The organism is Stenotrophomonas sp. PFBMAA-4 (assembly GCF_030053215.1).
Taxonomy (GTDB): Bacteria; Pseudomonadota; Gammaproteobacteria; order Xanthomonadales; family Xanthomonadaceae; genus Stenotrophomonas.
Genome location: NZ_JASGBW010000003.1, coordinates 1 through 15,652 on the forward strand (window position 1 = coordinate 1; position 15,652 = coordinate 15,652).

13 protein-coding genes and 1 pseudogene are annotated in these 15,652 nt (G+C 64.3%); 5 read left to right on the forward strand and 9 right to left on the reverse strand.

From position 1 onward, the window contains the following. Positions 1 to 185 precede the first annotated feature (185 nt). Positions 186 to 968: a helix-turn-helix transcriptional regulator gene (locus QMZ26_RS02635; protein WP_079221759.1), complete on the reverse strand. Its 783-nt coding sequence runs from the start codon at positions 966 to 968 to the stop codon at positions 186 to 188. Between the two features lie 124 nt (positions 969 to 1,092). Then, positions 1,093 to 2,218, reverse strand: a protein-coding gene (prfB, locus tag QMZ26_RS02640; protein WP_108746618.1) for a peptide chain release factor 2 whose coding sequence is annotated in 2 segments (ribosomal slippage) — positions 1,093 to 2,142 and positions 2,144 to 2,218 — 1,125 coding nt in all. Because the reading frame shifts where the segments join, the coding sequence is not laid out codon by codon here. 180 nt (positions 2,219 to 2,398) lie between these two features. Here prfB and QMZ26_RS02645 point away from each other — a divergent pair. Then, positions 2,399 to 3,139, forward strand: a complete 741-nt coding sequence (locus QMZ26_RS02645) for a M48 family metallopeptidase (protein WP_079221758.1) — start codon at positions 2,399 to 2,401, stop codon at positions 3,137 to 3,139. Positions 3,140 to 3,172: 33 nt separating this feature from the next. On the opposite strand, the gene QMZ26_RS02650 is transcribed toward QMZ26_RS02645, so the two are convergent. Beyond that, on the reverse strand, positions 3,173 to 4,084 hold the full coding sequence (locus QMZ26_RS02650) for a LytTR family DNA-binding domain-containing protein (protein WP_283220490.1): 912 nt from the start codon (positions 4,082 to 4,084) through the stop codon (positions 3,173 to 3,175). Between the two features lie 134 nt (positions 4,085 to 4,218). Between QMZ26_RS02650 and QMZ26_RS02655 the strand changes: the two genes are divergently transcribed. From QMZ26_RS02655 to imm45, 3 genes are all read left to right on the forward strand, one after another. Next, complete coding sequence (locus QMZ26_RS02655) at positions 4,219 to 5,424, forward strand: acyltransferase family protein (protein ID WP_283220491.1); 1,206 nt, start codon at positions 4,219 to 4,221, stop codon at positions 5,422 to 5,424. Positions 5,425 to 5,715: 291 nt separating this feature from the next. Beyond that, positions 5,716 to 6,696, forward strand: a complete 981-nt coding sequence (locus QMZ26_RS02660) for a phosphatase PAP2 family protein (protein ID WP_283220492.1) — start codon at positions 5,716 to 5,718, stop codon at positions 6,694 to 6,696. After that, positions 6,693 to 7,055 carry an Imm45 family immunity protein gene (gene imm45, locus QMZ26_RS02665; protein ID WP_283220493.1) on the forward strand — a complete coding sequence of 121 codons (363 nt, stop codon included), beginning with the start codon at positions 6,693 to 6,695 and terminating at the stop codon, positions 7,053 to 7,055. The genes QMZ26_RS02660 and imm45 overlap by 4 nt, the downstream gene beginning before the upstream one ends. A gap of 61 nt (positions 7,056 to 7,116) precedes the next feature. Here the strand turns inward: imm45 and QMZ26_RS02670 are convergent, their stop codons facing one another. The 5 genes and pseudogenes from QMZ26_RS02670 to QMZ26_RS02690 all read right to left on the reverse strand — a co-directional run. Further along, entirely contained in the window at positions 7,117 to 10,026 is a 2,910-nt protein-coding gene (locus QMZ26_RS02670) for a VIT domain-containing protein (protein WP_283220494.1), read from the reverse strand. Positions 10,027 to 10,208: 182 nt separating this feature from the next. Next, positions 10,209 to 10,796, reverse strand: coding sequence for an SUKH-4 family immunity protein (locus tag QMZ26_RS02675; RefSeq protein WP_283220495.1), 588 nt, complete (start codon positions 10,794 to 10,796; stop codon positions 10,209 to 10,211). A gap of 97 nt (positions 10,797 to 10,893) precedes the next feature. Continuing rightward, positions 10,894 to 11,628: a hypothetical protein gene (locus tag QMZ26_RS02680; RefSeq protein WP_283220496.1), complete on the reverse strand. Its 735-nt coding sequence runs from the start codon at positions 11,626 to 11,628 to the stop codon at positions 10,894 to 10,896. Positions 11,629 to 12,124: 496 nt separating this feature from the next. Then, complete coding sequence (locus tag QMZ26_RS02685) at positions 12,125 to 12,631, reverse strand: SMI1/KNR4 family protein (RefSeq protein ID WP_283220497.1); 507 nt, start codon at positions 12,629 to 12,631, stop codon at positions 12,125 to 12,127. Between the two features lie 153 nt (positions 12,632 to 12,784). Beyond that, positions 12,785 to 13,507: pseudogene (locus QMZ26_RS02690) on the reverse strand (IS3 family transposase); the annotation flags it as partial. A 474-nt stretch (positions 13,508 to 13,981) separates the two neighbouring features. Between QMZ26_RS02690 and QMZ26_RS02695 the strand changes: the two are divergent. Further along, complete coding sequence (locus QMZ26_RS02695; RefSeq protein WP_283220498.1) at positions 13,982 to 14,338, forward strand: hypothetical protein; 357 nt, start codon at positions 13,982 to 13,984, stop codon at positions 14,336 to 14,338. Between the two features lie 471 nt (positions 14,339 to 14,809). On the opposite strand, the gene QMZ26_RS02700 is transcribed toward QMZ26_RS02695, so the two are convergent. Then, positions 14,810 to 15,370: a hypothetical protein gene (locus tag QMZ26_RS02700; protein WP_283220499.1), complete on the reverse strand. Its 561-nt coding sequence runs from the start codon at positions 15,368 to 15,370 to the stop codon at positions 14,810 to 14,812. Between the last annotated feature and the right edge of the window lie 282 nt (positions 15,371 to 15,652).

Here is a 15,652-nt window from a genome sequence, read left to right on the forward strand (position 1 = left end):
GGTGGGGCGGTGTGGGCTTGCAGGACCGCAGGCGCCATGGATGGCGCCTACGAGCCCCCATGGACGGGTTTACGGCGTGTCCTGCAAGCCCACACCGCCCCGCCATCCCACGGAATGCCGCTCTTGATCTTGCTTCGGCTTCGGCTTCTGCAGGTGCAGGGCTGCAAGCCCTGCCGAACACCCACCTACTTCCGCGGCAGGTAGGTCACCAGCGAAAGGTCATGCCGGCTCTCCGGCACCAGCGCCACGTACTGCAGATCCAGCAGGCCGCGTGTGGGATGCATCAGCTTCTTCGCGCCCTCGTCGAAACGACGGACGTCGTGCTCCGGCCACCACAGGCGGAACGTCTCGCTCTGCGCCGAGATGTCCTCGGCCAGCGCCAGGAACGGCGCCTTGTCCGGCGCCTGCGCCATGGCCGCGCGGAACCCGGCCAGCAGGCCGCGGCTCATCTCTTCCCAGTTGAGGATGCGCTCGCGGTAGGGGGCATACAGGAACATCAGCCACAGCGTGTTGCGCTGGTTCGGCGGGAACTGGCTGTAATCCACGAACAGATCGGCGATGGCCGCGTTCCAGGCCAGGATGTCGAACCGCGTGTTGCGTACATAGGCCGGAAGCGGCTGCATCGCCTCCACCAGCTGGCGCAGGCCGTCGGTCACGCTCTCGTCCGGCGACTCCAGCGGGACACCGTAACCGGACAGCGCAAAGGCATAGGCGCGTTCGTCATCACTCAGGCGCAGCACCTTGGCCAGGCGCTCCAGCACCTCCGGCGAGGCGCGCACTTCGCGCCCCTGCTCGATCCAGGTGTACCAGCTGACGCTGACCCCGATGGCCAGCGCCACTTCCTCGCGCTTCAGCCCGGGGGTGCGCCGGCGCCCGGCCGGCAGGCCGAGCGTGGCGGGATCGACACGGGCACGGCAGGCTTTCAGGAAGCCGCCAAGTTCCTTGCGTTCACTCTCGCTGCGCATCATCGCTACCGCCGCACTGGTTATCTGCTAGCCCGCGAAAAGCAGCCAAGCATGGCTTGGCTCTACAGAAAGCCGATTCAGCCGCCCTCCGTTGCGGAAGGCGGTGACCTCCACGCAGGCGCGTGGATCAGGCATCGATGCGCTTGGAACCCACCGCCAGGCCGGCCTTCAGGCTGGCCTCGACGAACTCGTCCAGATCGCCGTCAAGCACCTTCTGCGTATCCGAACGCTCGATGCCGGTGCGCAGGTCCTTGATACGACTCTGGTCGAGCACGTAGTTGCGGATCTGGCTGCCCCAGCCGATGTCGGACTTGGTCGCTTCCACGGCGTCCTTTTCGGCGTTGCGCTTCTGGATCTCCAGCTCGTACAGCTTGGCGGCCAGCATCTTCATCGCGTTGTCGCGGTTCTGGTGCTGGCTGCGGCCGGTCTGGCAGGCCACGACGATGTTGGTCGGGATGTGGGTGATACGCACCGCCGACTCGGTCTTGTTCACGTGCTGGCCACCGGCACCGGACGAGCGGTACACGTCGGTACGCAGGTCGGCCGGGTTGATGGTGATATCGATGTTGTCATCGATTTCCGGCGACACGAACACCGAGGTGAAGCTGGTGTGGCGGCGATTGTCCGAATCGAACGGCGACTTGCGCACCAGGCGGTGCACGCCGGTCTCGGTCTTCAGCCAGCCATAGGCGTAATCACCTTCCACGCGCAGCGTGGCCGACTTGATGCCGGCGACGTCGCCACCCGACACTTCCATCAGCTCGGTCTTCCAGCCGCGCGACTCGCACCAGCGCAGGTACATGCGCAGCAGGATTTCCGCCCAATCCTGGGCTTCGGTGCCACCGGCACCGGCCTGGATGTCGACGAAGGCCGCCGCATTGTCCATTTCGCCGGAGAACATGCGCTGGAACTCCAGCTTCTCCACGTGGGCCTGGTGCTTGTCCAGATCGGCAACCACGGCCAGGGCGGTATCTTCGTCCTGTTCGGATTCAGCCAGTTCCAGCAGTTCGGTCGCGTCGGTCAGGCCGTCCAGCACCGAGGCGATGCCGCCCACGGTCTTTTCCAGGCTGGAGCGCTCGCGGCCCAGGTTCTGCGCGTACTCGGCGTTGTTCCAGACGTCGGGGCTTTCCAGCTCCCGCGTTACTTCTTCAAGACGCTCTTTCTTGGCGTCGTAGTCAAAGATACCCCCTGAGCGACACCACACGATCGGTCAGATCGGTGATGCGCTGGCGGACAGGATTCAATTCGATCATGTCGGCGGTTATGCACTAAATAGATGACTGCCAATGATACCGCAGGCGCCGGGCCTCCGGCGAGGCAGGCCGGGGGCTGGGGCCAGCACTGGACATCCCGCCACACGATCCCGGTAGACTTCCCCACCACCGCGGGAACAGGGGCCACGCGGGCCATCCCAACCAAGGAGCACCATTTCAATGACGATCATCCGTTCCACCCTGTGCCTGGCCGCCTGCCTGCTGGCCGCCAATGCCTCGGCCATCGACCTGAAGGGCCTGTCCAGCACCGGCCTGAAGGCCGGCAAGGCCCTGACCCTGTCCGACGCGGAAGTCTCGGCGGCCGCCGACCAGGCCTGCACCTACATGGACAAGGAAAACCAGGTGGTGTCCGGCAACGATCCGTATGCCCAGCGCCTGGCCAAGATCACCCAGGGCCTGGCCAACGAAGACGGGCTGAACCTCAACTTCAAGGTCTACCGCACCGCCGACGTCAACGCCTGGGCGATGGCCAACGGCTGCGTGCGCGTCTACACCGGCCTGATGGACATGGCCAGCGACGACGAAGTGCGTGGCGTGATCGGCCACGAAATTGGCCATGTGAAGCTCGGTCATAGCAAGACCAAGATGCGCACCGCCCTGCTCGCCTCGGCCGGCCGTGAAGGCCTGGCGGCCTCCGGCAACGGCAACCTGACCCAGCTCAGCCAGGGCCAGCTCGGTGAACTGGCCGAAGGCTTCGTCAACGCCCAGTTCTCGCAGAAGGAAGAGAGCGCGGCCGACGAGTACGGCTACCAGTTCATGAAGCGCCACAACTACGATCCGGCAGCCCTGGCCAGCATGTTCCGCAAGCTGTCCAGCGACGGCGGCCTGATGTCCTCGCACCCGGGTTCGGAAGCCCGCGCCGGGCGCATCGACGCGATGATCAAGAAGGACAAGAAGTAAGCCACGGGCGGGCGGACTTCCGGGTCCGCCCGTTCACACGCCTGCCAAGGCCTGCCGCAGCAACGGCAACTGTCGCCTGCTGCATGGCACTTTGACGCCATCAGCCATGTGCAGCAGGGCTTCCCCGCCGTCCAGCGGCTCGATCGAGCGCAGCTGGGCGCGGTGGATCAACCAGCTGCGGTGCGGGCGCAGGAACTCCGCCGGGTCCAGGCGCTGCTCCAGCGCCGCCATGGTGGTCCGCAACGGGTAGTCGTGACCGCGCACCCGCAGGTTCACGTAGTTCCCGGCCGCCTGGGCGTATTCCACATCGCCGGTGGCCACCAGGAACTCCTTGCCCAGCTTGCGCACCAGGAAATGCTGCGGACGCTCGACCGGCTCCACCGGCGGGCCTTCATCGGGCGGGGCCAGCAGGTGGGCCTCGCCCTGCCGCTGGCGGCCGAACCAGGCCACCGCGTGCACCGCAATCACCAGCAGGCTGTAGGTCTGCACGTCCTTGAAGAACTCGTAGAACCACTGCGCCGGCCAGGCGCCGTAGGTGTAGTGCTGGCCGGCCAAGGCGAAGGCCACCTTGCGCAGCAGCACCATGGCACTGACGTGCAGCAGCCACCAGGCGATGCCACCCATCACGTAGAAACCGATCCGGCGCCGCCAGGTGTCGGCATGCAGCGGCCAGCGGCGCGCGGCCGCATGCAGCAACGCCAGCAGGCCCAGGCTGGCCAGCGCACTGCTGAACTCCTCGATCGAGGTCGCCGCCACCGGAAAGGGCTGGCCGTCACGCAACGCCCGCATCCACTGCGCCAGAACGTTGCCCGCCGCGGTGCCCAGGAACAGCAGTGACCAGAACGCGGCGGCAAGCCGAGGCCGCCGCGACCACTGCGACCGCGCTGCAACAGGGGCGGTCGAGGCCGCCGGATCTCCATTTTCCATGCCGCCATTGTTGCCCATCCGGCCGCGCGCGCATCCGCCATTGGTCCCAGCATCCCCACCACTGGCCCCTGCGCACCCGCCACTGCGCCCCATCCGCTGGCAGCCCGGCGCTGGCAGGCGGAGGGTGCAGCTTCCTCCTGAAGGCCGCCCCCATGCACCGTCGCCATGACCTGGACACCCTGCGCGTCGCCGCCTTCGGGCTGCTGATCCTCTACCACGTCGCCATGGCCTACGTGGCCGGCTGGGATTTCCATCTCAAGAGCGCCTACACCGCCGAGTGGCTGCAATGGCCGATGATCGCGATGAACCGATGGCGCATGCCCCTGCTCTTCGCCATCAGCGGCATCGCACTGGGCCTCTCCCTGCCCGACCGGGGGCGGCTGCGGCACACCCTGCGTCGCTGTTGGCGCCTGCAGTTGCCCCTGCTGTTCGGCATCGTCGCCGTCGTCTCCCTGCAGGTGTACTGCGAAGCGCTGGACAAGGGCGACGTGGCGCCGGGCCTGTTCCGGTTCCTCTGGCGCTACTGGCAATTCCGCCCTTGGCCGGGCGGGCACTTCAGTGGCGCCGAATACGGCTTCACCTGGAACCACCTCTGGTACCTGGCCTACCTGCTGCCCTACACCGTCCTGGCCGTGGCGCTGGCCAGCCTGCTGCGACCGCTGCGCAGGGCACTGCCACGCTTGCAGCCGAGTGACCGCCTGCTGGGCAGCCTGCTGCTGGTGCTGCCGGTCGCCTGGCTGGGCTGGGCACTGCTGGTACTGATGCCACGCTGGCCGCCCACCCACGCTCTATTGAACGACGTCTACGTGCACGCCGAATCGCTGCCCCTGTTCCTCGGCGGCTTCCTCGCGGCACGCTGGCAACGCGGTTGGCATCTGCTGGTGCGCGGGCGCCGCCTGACCCTCGGCCTGGCCTTGCTGGGGCTGTGCCTGGAACTGGGCATCCGTGCACTGGCCCGGCTGCCGCATGTGGGCGACCTCGACGCCTGGGTGCTGGCACTGCCGTGGGCCCAGACCGAGCGCATCGGCCGCGCCCTTTATACGTGGTGCATGCTGCTGGCCCTGTTCGGCTGGGCGCGGGTGCTGCTGTCCCGCCCCTGGCCCGGCCTGGACTACTGCCGGGAGGCTGTTTTCAGCTGGTACATCCTGCACCAGACCGTGCTGATCGTGCTCCTGTATGCGTTGCGGCCGCTGCAGCTGGGTCCGTGGCTGGAGCCTGCGCTGCTTGTGGCCGGCACCGTCAGCGGTTGCCTGCTCATCCACGAGCTGCTGATCCGCCGCGTACGCTGGCTGCGCCCCCTGTTCGGCCTGCGTGCCGGATCGTCAGCGCTGCCCACGGCACGCGTTGCGCCGGTGTAGTGCCGAGTCCACACTCGGCTGCTCTGGCCGTGAGCCGAGCATCGGCTCGGCTCTACATAAATCGCCAGCGCTGCCCGTACCCCGTGTTGCACCGCTGTAGTGCCGAGTCCACACTCGGCTGCTCTGGCCATGAGCCGAGCATCGGCTCGGCTCTACATAAATCGCCAGCGCTGCCGGTACCCCGCGTTGCGCCGCTGTGGTGCCGAGTCCACACTCGGCTGCTCTGGCCGTGAGCCGAGCATCGGCTCGGCTCTACCTGGCCTGACTACCCACGGACGATGAGGACAACGGATGTTCCAGACGCAATGGCACCTGTGGTTGCAGCACACCTTCGACAGCGGCTGGGTGCTGTCGCTGATGCAGTTCATCAGCCTGCTGGGCTACGAGATGGCCTATACCGCGCTGATCCTGGTGTGCGCCTTCGGGGCACGCCTGCGCGCCGGCCTGTGCGTGATGCTGGCGGTACTGCTGATGGCCTGCGCCACGCATGCGATCAAGCAGAGCGCCGCCCTTCCCCGCCCTACCGATGTGGATGCAGCAGTACTCGACAAGGGCGAGCCATCGCATCCATTCGTGGTGGATGGCGGAGGCCACACCTTCTGGGCACTGCCGGACGCGCAGGCCACCGCAATGCTGCGGGCACAGCCCGACGCCGACTACGGCTTCAACAGCGGCCATGTCGGCGTGGCGACGGCCGCCTGCGCGGGGCTGCTGCTGGCCTTCGGCATCCGCCGTCGCTGGCTGCGATGGACACTGGCGCTGGGCTGGCCACTGCTGATGGCACTCTCGCGCATGTACCTGGGCCGGCACTTCCTGGCCGACGTACTGGCAGGCTGGTTGATCGGCCTCGGCGTGGCCATGCTGGCCTGGCAGTTGATGCCAGGGTTGCACGGGAATCGGCGCTGGCAGCTGCCGGTACTGCTGGGCCTCGGCGCAACCCTGGCCTGGGCCTCGCTGTGGACACCGCTCGTGCCGCTGGACGAAGCCGCGCGCCTGCTGGCGCTTGGCCTGCTGGTGGCGTGGCTGCAGTGGCGCGGCTGGCCAGCCGATCCGCGCGGCATCGTGCAACGGGTGCTGCGCGTGCTGGGCGTTGTGCTGGTCTACCTGCTGGCGCGGCCCATCATCGAGTGGCTCGCGCAGAGGATTCCGTTGCCGGATGCACCGATCACCGAGTTGCTGTGGCATACCGTCGGCACACTGCTGATCCTCGGTGGCGGCGTTGCGCTGGCACGGTGGATTCCGCGGCAGACGCAGCCCGGAGCATCACGATGACCGCGTCCCCTCGCCCCCTGATCCAGCTCACCGACGATGTACTGAGCCATGGAACCGTCTTCCGCTTTCCAGCGGCATGGCCTTATGAAGCGTTGGTCGACCTCATGCTGTTCGACAACCCTGATGAGGCACGACCCCATGGGCTGATGGTCAGCACGGGACAGAAAGCCGGACTCATCCTGGTCCTGCTCCCGCCGGAATCCGCGCATCCGCACCTGCGCGGCGTGCGTACCGAATGGCTCGTCGCGCAATGGGCGCATTGGATATACCCGGAGTGCCCGGTCGAGCAGGTCCAGGTCCTCCGCCGCTATCCCGCGCCGGTTCCGCACGCACCCGCGATGCCGGACGGCACCCGGTAGATCCACGCCCTGCGCGGATCGACCGTTCCTACCCCGTGCGACAGCCACGCGTGGCGTGGCGCTACCGCACCTCGAACTCGCCCACCAGCACGGTCTCGGCACGGTCCTTCAGCCGCAGGGTGACTGCCTGGTCTTTCTGCTGCGGCGTACCCCAGTGGGTGGTCAGGCGCAGCATCAGGGTGGTGGCGCCGGTCACCAGCTGCTGGCGGCTGCCGAAGTAGTTGGCCTCCACCTTGTACTTGCCCGGCTTGGCATCGCGCAGCGAGAACTGCTCGGGACCATAGCCGCCGGTGAAGTCCTGGGACATCTGGCCGCCCTGGTAGGTCAGGCGGTTGCCGTAGTAGGCGCGCTCGCCGTTGGGGTCGGTCACCCACAGGTCCATGTCACTGTTGTCGGCATCCCAGGCCAGCACCACCCGCAGGTCCAGCGGCATGGCCTGCAGCAGGCGCGGGTCGATGCCCCGGGTGTCCAGCTTCGGCCGGCTGCGCGATACCAGGTTGGTCAGTTCATCCAGCGCGATCAGGGCGATCCCATCGAAGCGGCCATCCCACGGGCGTACGACAACCTGGTACAGCGGTTCCAGCGCCTGCTGCGGCTTGCCGGCCGCCGCCAGCGCCAGGCCCAGATCGCGGAAGCTCTGCGGCTCCTCCTGCCCCATCGCCAGCACCTGCTCGAACACCGGCACGGCCAGTGCCGGCGCGTCGGCCTGCAGCAACCGGTAGCCGAGCACGCGCAGCAGATAGCGGTTGTCCAGATCCATCTCGGCCAGGTTGGAGAGCACGCGCAGAGCCAGCTCACGCTGGTTCTGCTGCAGCAGCAGGTCTGCCACGTCCAGGAAGAACGCGCTGCTGTCGGCATTCGCGGCGCGCTCGGCCAGGTAGCGGTCGTACAGCTGGGCGGGCGGACCCTGCCGCAGGCGGCGGGCCACCGGCGAGTCCGGCTGCCACGCTGCCAGCTGGATGCCGAGCTGACCGCCGTTGGCGGGCGAGGGTGCTGCCTCCGCAGCCGATGCACTCGCACCCGTGGCATCCAGTGATGCGGCCTCCGCCGACGGGGCCTGCCGGCGCGCACGCGCGGCCTCCATCCGCGACTCGGCAGCCATCATCGGCGCGGGCGGCGGCGGTGCCGCGGGTGCTGGCGCGGCAAGCAGCCCCATCGGCGCACTGGCCGCTGCATCGTTGGTCAGGATCTCCTTGGCTGCAGACGGCGGCGCCTGCTTCGGCCAGCTGCGGTTCCACCACTGCTGGCGCTCCTTCCACTGCGCGGCAACCTTGTCGAGGCGGCGGCGATCCTCGGCCGCACGATCGGCGACCTGGCGGGCATATCCACGGTCATAGTCGGCGCGCAGCGCGCCGGCGGGGCGGATCGCATAGCGCAGGTAGTCCTGCAGTGTCTCCAGAACGATCAGCGACGTGTCCGGCCCGACCATCCCGAACTGCTGGGACAGACGGTGCATCGCCTCGCGGTTGCTGCGCGCGTCCACCGCCAACTGCTGCAGGCGCGCCTGCGCCCACAGCCCGGCCAGCAGATCACCTTCATCACTGCGGCGGGTGGGCGGCAGCGCCTGCCACTCACCACCGGCAACCCGCACGCGCATCGGCACGCCGTCGGCGGCGAGGCGCGCATGCACCCACAGCCAGCCCTGCGCTTCACTGCGGCGATCGATCACCACATCCTGCACACCACGCCCGGCGTCGATCTGGATGTCCAGCGGTGCGGACAGCAGTTCGCGGGCGGCGGCATCCACGTCCGTACCCACGGGCACGAAACGCCCACCATGCGCCTCGCTCCAACCCCGCAGGCGGGTGCTGTCGGTGCGGGCGCCAGCGCTGCTGATTGCGAACAGGCGCTGGCCCGCAGCCAGAGCCGGCAGCGTCTCCGGCCCGTAGGTCAGCAGGCCGTCGCTGAGCAGCAGATATTCCTTTACGGTCGGCTGCGGCTGCCATCCGGCCAGCGCACTGGCGCCATCCGGGCGAACCGCCTGCAGTGCCGCGCGCAGCGCACTCCAGTTGCCACCCTGGATACGGAAGCGACGCACCGGCTCGGCGCGGTCGCGCAGCACGGTCAGCGCGACCGTGCCATTGCCCATGGCAGCGAAGTACCGATCCAGCAATGCGAACTCGCGGGTGCGGTCGCGCTGTCCGGACGATCCCGAACCGTCCCACAGCAGGCCAACCTCGCCTGGCACGGTGCGCGGCGCGCGGCTTACCGGCACCGGCAGCTGCGCCAGCAGGTAGTGGCCCTCCTCCCACTTCGCCACCTGCACGTCTGCCCGGCGTGCTGCGGGCAGGTTCCATTGAAGCTGCGCCGGCAACTGCGCCCCCTTGCCCCGCCACTGCAACCGGCCCGCGTCGATGCGGAACGGGGCGGTTCCTGCTGTGACTTCGCCCGGCGCCTGCAGCTTCAGCTCAACCGATGCGGCGCTGGCCGCGAACTGCAACGGCAGCGTCCACCGCCAACCTTGCTTGGAGAAGGCCAGCGGCTCACGCAGCACGAGCTGCACGCGACGACTGCCACCGGCCGGCAACGGATAGATGCGCAGGCGGAACTGGTTGCCGGCTGTCTGCTCAAGCAGACCCGGGTCAACCCCGCGACGGGCGATCTCCTCGAAGACCTGGCGGCCACGATCCTTGGGTACGGGCACTGCATCGCGCAGCTCGCCATTGATGTCCAATGCAAAGCCGCTGATCTGCTGGCCGTCGGCCAACGGGAACTGCAGCTCGCCTTCCATCGCGCGCCGGTTCGGGTTGTGGAACTGCAGGGTGATGCGGGTCTGGGCGATGCCGGCGCGGACCTCACCCTCGATGCTGGCCTGACGCAGCTCAATGGGCTGCTCGGCACCCGCAACCTGCAGCAGGGGGGCTGGAGCAAGCGGCCGGACGGCGGGGCGAGACTGAGCGTAGGCAGACCCGGCCAGGGTGCCGAGCAACAGGGCCAGCACGCAGGGGGCGCGGCGGAGGACGAGGGGCATTGGACGGCTCCAGCGGGAGGATGGATGGTTCAACGCCTGGGTGGGGGGAATGGGGTTGCTGGGGAGGCAGTGGGCGCGTATGCCCCTTTTCAGGACCGCCGCCTGCCTTGACCTGATTCAGAATCGCCTCCCGTCCAGTCATCCTTGCAGCGCCATGCGACGCCCCCCTGCGTCACGCAACATCAGATCTGGCCGTCTTCCAGCTGCTCCAGCACAACAGACCACCACGCGTCTTCCACGAGTGCAGCAGGGTCAAGCGTGGTCCATTCCGCCGCCATCGTGCTGATTGCAGCATCACGATTGAACCGTTGCTCTGCTGGACGCGCTTGGAACTCGCCTCGCCTAAAGGCCTCAAGCCTAGCCTGCATCTCTGACTGGGAGTAGACAACGGGACCGGAATTACCTGACCTGGCCTGCTCCTGAAATGCCTCATACAACGACAGAAACCCGAGGAAGCTGGACAAGCGACTATTGACGAACTGATGCATGCCATCACCCGCCGCAATCACCTTCCCGTCTGCTGATAGGCAGAGCAGAAGCTTCCCTCCCCACGGCTCGTGCGCGACGACGAGAAGCCCCTCCCCGCCGCATTCGGCCCTCTGCGGCGTCTCGAACTGCACAAGGGGCATTTCGCCGGGCAGTTTTGAAGGCAACCCGAGGCGCAACATCAGCTCGCTGGACAAAGGATCAAGACCAAAGTCGCTCAGTACTTTGGCACTTACCTCCAGAGAACCCGCATCGTAGATGCGAGGGAAGGAATTTCCAGTCACGTCCAGACCTCACAGGCAGGAAGACGCTGTCCGATAAATGGATGAACCACGCGTCGGAGAAAGCTCTCGATTCGATCATCAGTCAGATGGGCAGTCATCATCTACCCGCAGCTTCCCGCAATTCGTCCACCACATCAGTGAAGAACGCCAAGATGGGCTGAGGTAGGGAGAGCATCCTTCCCACGGTGACTCCGTCATCACAATCGATGCGAAGCTCGCTTCCCCTCATTGTCAGGGAGGTGACGCGGGCTTGGTATCGAGGACTCGGGATGACGACATGAAGGCCTTCGTTTTTACGAACAATGCGCAGCGACCTGGGAGCATCCCCTTCGAACACGCGGGTGATGTAGCACGTTCTTATCAGGCCGTTCTCGCAGGCCACATCAATCTTGTCATCGGCAGCGCCTGCTGTCAGGCCCGAGTTCTGCGAAAACGCAGACACAAGTCCGAAAATCAGATGGTCGAAGACACTCATTGCAGATACGAGATAGTCGACAGGCTTGTCCTTGACGCCGAACGTCAACCTCAGTGCGCCACCCGGCTGGTCGACCACCACATCTGCAACAGGAACCAGGGCGCGATCTCCTCCCGGATTCTGATCGACAAAGAAGCTTGAACTGGTGCACATATAGTAGAGCGCAGGGACAGCTCCCAGGCGGATCTCTTCCCATCGAGGATCATATGAGAATACAGATGTACTTGGATAAATCACCCTCTGCACGCGCTTTCCGACAAGGTCCATGATCGATCTGATCTCTGCTTGCTTGACCCACATTCGATGAACTGATTCAACGGCGATGTCACGATATTGAAAGAACAGTATCTCGACCAAGCCTGCTTCGTTGCAACTATAGCGCTGCGGCACCGTCCGTGCGGTCGGCTGGGCCGTAGCTCCAACCGCCCTCTTTCACTGACCATCGAGCAAGGGTGCGCTCCTATCGTAAATATTCCTGAGGCAAGGGCATCGGGCCAGCTTGCCACATGTTGTTCATACTGCCGGAAAAGCTTCCGGTGAATCATAGCGACACTTCACCGGATTACGCAGATCGAGAGTCTGCCACGGCATACCGCGGACGCAGCCTTCCCGTTCCTCATAGGAAAGATGACCTACATCCGGCAGGACCTTGCGGGCTACATGCCCAGCATTTTGGCTGCTGGAGCAACGCGCGCCCCCAGCAGTTCCGGGTCGCAGCCAGTCGTCCGACAACATCGCAGCTTTGATGCAGCGATTGCCTGGGGATGCATTTCCTCGGCAATCCGGCCCAGCGCATTACATAGTGGACCGCATGCGTTGAAATTACCCCCAAAGCAAGCGCTATCGCCGCCTTTTACATCCCCTCAAACACCAAAGGCAACGGCCCATACCCCGGCCCCATTACCTCACGAATTGCATCCCCCGACAAGCGCTCTAAAAGTTCAAAGAGATCGGCTGCAGCATATTTCATTCCACCCATTCGGGCACTGATGCAGTAGATAGGATACTCCCCATCGTTCGATTCACGCATATCCCACACAAAGTACTCGCCATTCTCACTCGCGGCAAACGGAAACAGATCACACACCTGACTGCTCCTGCCATCTGGCTCAAATTCGAAGTAGCCCTCCGCCACAGCCTCCTCCATGAAACCCCTCACCCTCAGCCCTTGATCAAAAACGGAGTCCTGATGATCCCCAATGGCAGAATAAATTATCAATAATTTCCCAAAACGACCGTAACCAAAGGAACTGGCAAACCTGCAGAATGAATCAGGCAAATATCTCCCCGCAATCACCGAAGCCCTTGCCTGCTCCAGCGGCGTTACGAATCTAGAATCACCCCTGATCTCAATATTCATTTTTCACCTGACGCTTCTTCATCCAGGGAAAAGGACGCCTACTGCGTCTGTTTGCACCTGACCACCCGCCATCTCAGCCGGTCATAGCCGTGAGTTGCACTCGACGTTTTCGACGGTTAGCGCAAGGTGCACCGGCAAGAGATCCGTAGACACTCACGAGCCGCATCGCGCGTAGCGCCGTTCGAACTCTACAGCGGGCAAGTCGCCAGCGGAAGTATGCCGGCGGATGGGGTTGTAGAACATCTCAATGTGTTTGAGTACGTCAGACTCAGCTTCGTCCCGGGCCGGGCAGATCCGTCGCTTGATCCATTGCTTCTTCAGCGCACTGAAGAAGCTCTCGGCCACTCCATTGTCGTGAGAGTTTCCTTGCCGGCTCATGCCCGGAACACTGCCAAGCTGCTTCAGCAGCGATAGCCAATCGCTGCTGGTGAACTAGCTGCCCTGATCGGAGTGAATGTTCAAGCCCGCAGCAGGCATCCGCATTGATACCGCCGATACAAGCGCTTGCAACACAGTTGGGTCCAGAGGGTGAGAGGTCACGGTTGGCGACCTTTTCAACCACTCCGGGTGGCCCGCCTCGATGTCGCGGCTTCCTTCCGTAGCCAATCTCCGCCCTCATGTCCTCCGCTCCATCAGGCGTCGAACTCGGTGGCGACTGCAGCGCTCGCCAGTCTCCCGTAGTTCACGGGTGATCTTGCGGAAGCCGTAGACCGTCCCGCTTGCCAGCCAGGCGTGGATGATCAAACTGCGGATACGATCATTTTCGCGACGACGCGACCTGTCTGGATTGCCCGCCCATGCGCAGTGTCCATTACGGCTAACGCCAAGGACTCGACACATTGCAGTCAACCTGAATTGCTTCAGATACTCACGCACGTGCTAACACGTTCCTACGGGAAGAACCCTTCAATCTGTCGTATTCGCCCTACTTTCAGCACGCCTCGCAGTATGCGCTGCTGGGGAATTTTGTCTGCCTTTCAGGACGGGCTAGGCCGCGTCCGGCAAGGCTTTCGGCTCGATTCCGAGTTATGCGACAATGCCGAATGCGTCACCGGGATTGGCGGATTTGACCCCAACCCCTTGGCATGTCGTGTAACCGGGCGTAATCCTTGCCGGGCCACCGAAAAAAGGTGGTCGGGGCTCGAAATCCCGGGAACACGACTGTAGTTAGCGCTTGCCAGCCGGCACCACCTCACGTGGTGCCGGCTGGCAATCCGTCGGCCGGCTATGGCGGGCGGTGCGTGGGGGCCTCGTGCCCGCCCGGGCCTAGTCGTGTTCCGGATTTCGAACCACGCATCGTCCGCCACCTTTATCGGTGGCGGCTTCTGCCTGCACGTTAGGAGCCACACCATGAGCAAGCCCTACTCCGCTGCCCCCACGTCCATCCGTGAAGCGGCCGCTTCCGATCCCGCCCTCGATCCCAACAGTCTCATTGCCATCCTGCACAGCATTGGTGCCGGTGGTGCGTCCGATGGCCGACCCTGGCCTGAGCGCCAGTTGGTGCCGGGACGGAGAATTGCCTTGGCAGATGCCGATTGCGCGTTGGCGGGCCAACGCGTGGTGCAAGAGATTCTGCTGGCTGCGGAACGCGCCCGCCAGAATGGTGATCCTGATCAGTATGTCGGTGATCGTGTGATGGAAGGTCTGGCGATGGCTTGCCTCGCGCTGACCGTTTTCATCCAGGAACGCGTGCGGCCGGCTACCTGACGAGCTGATCGTATGAGCTCGCGAACAAGTGAGTGGTGCAGTCGAGCAAGCTCGACTGCGTTGCTGGGGTTGCTGATACTGCTGACCCTGGCGTCGGTCGAGGCTCGGCCTGTGCCTGCGCATTGAGACGATGCGGATTCTGCACACCAGGGAGTTCGAGATTCTGCAGAGCCATGCGTAGGCATTCGTCAGTGCCAAAGCCCATGAAGGGTATGCGCTGGAATCGGGTGAGACGCCAAAGGCGTGGTTCCAGGTTCGTCACCGCGGGCGGACTGTGCTGGTGGCCGAGCATGCGCCAGGTGGGCTGGTGATTCGAGTGCCGGCGGGGGCGGAGCCGCTGGCGCCGGATGTTCTACGGTTGCGTGAGCATTTCCGGATATGGGTGGTGCATTCGAGGCCTTTGGTGGAGAAGTAGTCGCCTCGAGAATATTTCAAAGGCCAGTAACTCCTTCACGGATCAGCTCCAAAGATCTACTTCTTCCTGGCAATCTTTGCCACGAAAAGCGCATGCAGTCCGTTAGCAAGATAGGCTCCCTTTGCGCCGTCACATTTCCGCGCGGCATCTGGCCACGCGATGAATCTCCGATCTGTCCTGGTACCGCGCTGACCACTTTCAGCATCAACTTCAACCACCCTTTCCCCATGTAACTTGGCCGCATTCAAAACGATCTCTACGAACTTCTCGGTGCGCTGGTCACCCACGGGAATTGAAGCCCTTAGCTCTCCGTTGATCAGGGAATTCGGCAGGAAGTCCGCAGTCCTTGCCTTTAGGAGGCTCATGAGGCCTGAACCAACCAAGGCATAAATCCAACCATTGCCCGATGGATGAGGCTTGACGTAACGCACATGGAAGTCATCTTGGGAAACCAATGAGGAATCCACGATAGTTACATGAGCACCCTTACATTCATCGATCCGACTTCTGAATATCGGCTGCCCGGTCTCTGACTGCTCGCCCATGCTTACGAATCTAGTCGACGGATGAATCGCAAGCAACGCCTCAGCAAAATTCACCTCATCAAGAGCTGTCATAAATACACACTGTTGAATCAATTTCGAACCAGCCACTGGTTACCCCACTCAGGCCCTGCAGTGCGTGTATTGGTCGAGTCTACCAATGCCAAGCGATTCAAGCGTTGGCCCGGCACCCTTGACGCCCTGGTCGTGCAAAGCACACCAGCCTAGCCCCCCCCCCAGTACCTACTCAAGAACTTCCGCTATGTACTCCGCAAACTGCGGCATGGACGATGTACAGCTTCTTTCGGGGCATGCCGGCACAGTCTCTCCGCTGAGGTCAACGTAGGCGCGCTTTCC

Coding starts and splice junctions, on each gene's coding strand:
- QMZ26_RS02635 (WP_079221759.1), bottom strand. CDS start 968: ATGATGCGCAGCGAGAGTGAACGCAAGGAACTTGGCGGCTTCCTGAAA.
- QMZ26_RS02645 (WP_079221758.1), top strand. CDS start 2,399: ATGACGATCATCCGTTCCACCCTGTGCCTGGCCGCCTGCCTGCTGGCC.
- QMZ26_RS02650 (WP_283220490.1), bottom strand. CDS start 4,084: ATGGGCAACAATGGCGGCATGGAAAATGGAGATCCGGCGGCCTCGACC.
- QMZ26_RS02655 (WP_283220491.1), top strand. CDS start 4,219: ATGCACCGTCGCCATGACCTGGACACCCTGCGCGTCGCCGCCTTCGGG.
- QMZ26_RS02660 (WP_283220492.1), top strand. CDS start 5,716: ATGTTCCAGACGCAATGGCACCTGTGGTTGCAGCACACCTTCGACAGC.
- imm45 (WP_283220493.1), top strand. CDS start 6,693: ATGACCGCGTCCCCTCGCCCCCTGATCCAGCTCACCGACGATGTACTG.
- QMZ26_RS02670 (WP_283220494.1), bottom strand. CDS start 10,026: ATGCCCCTCGTCCTCCGCCGCGCCCCCTGCGTGCTGGCCCTGTTGCTC.
- QMZ26_RS02685 (WP_283220497.1), bottom strand. CDS start 12,631: ATGAATATTGAGATCAGGGGTGATTCTAGATTCGTAACGCCGCTGGAG.
- QMZ26_RS02695 (WP_283220498.1), top strand. CDS start 13,982: ATGAGCAAGCCCTACTCCGCTGCCCCCACGTCCATCCGTGAAGCGGCC.
- QMZ26_RS02700 (WP_283220499.1), bottom strand. CDS start 15,370: ATGACAGCTCTTGATGAGGTGAATTTTGCTGAGGCGTTGCTTGCGATT.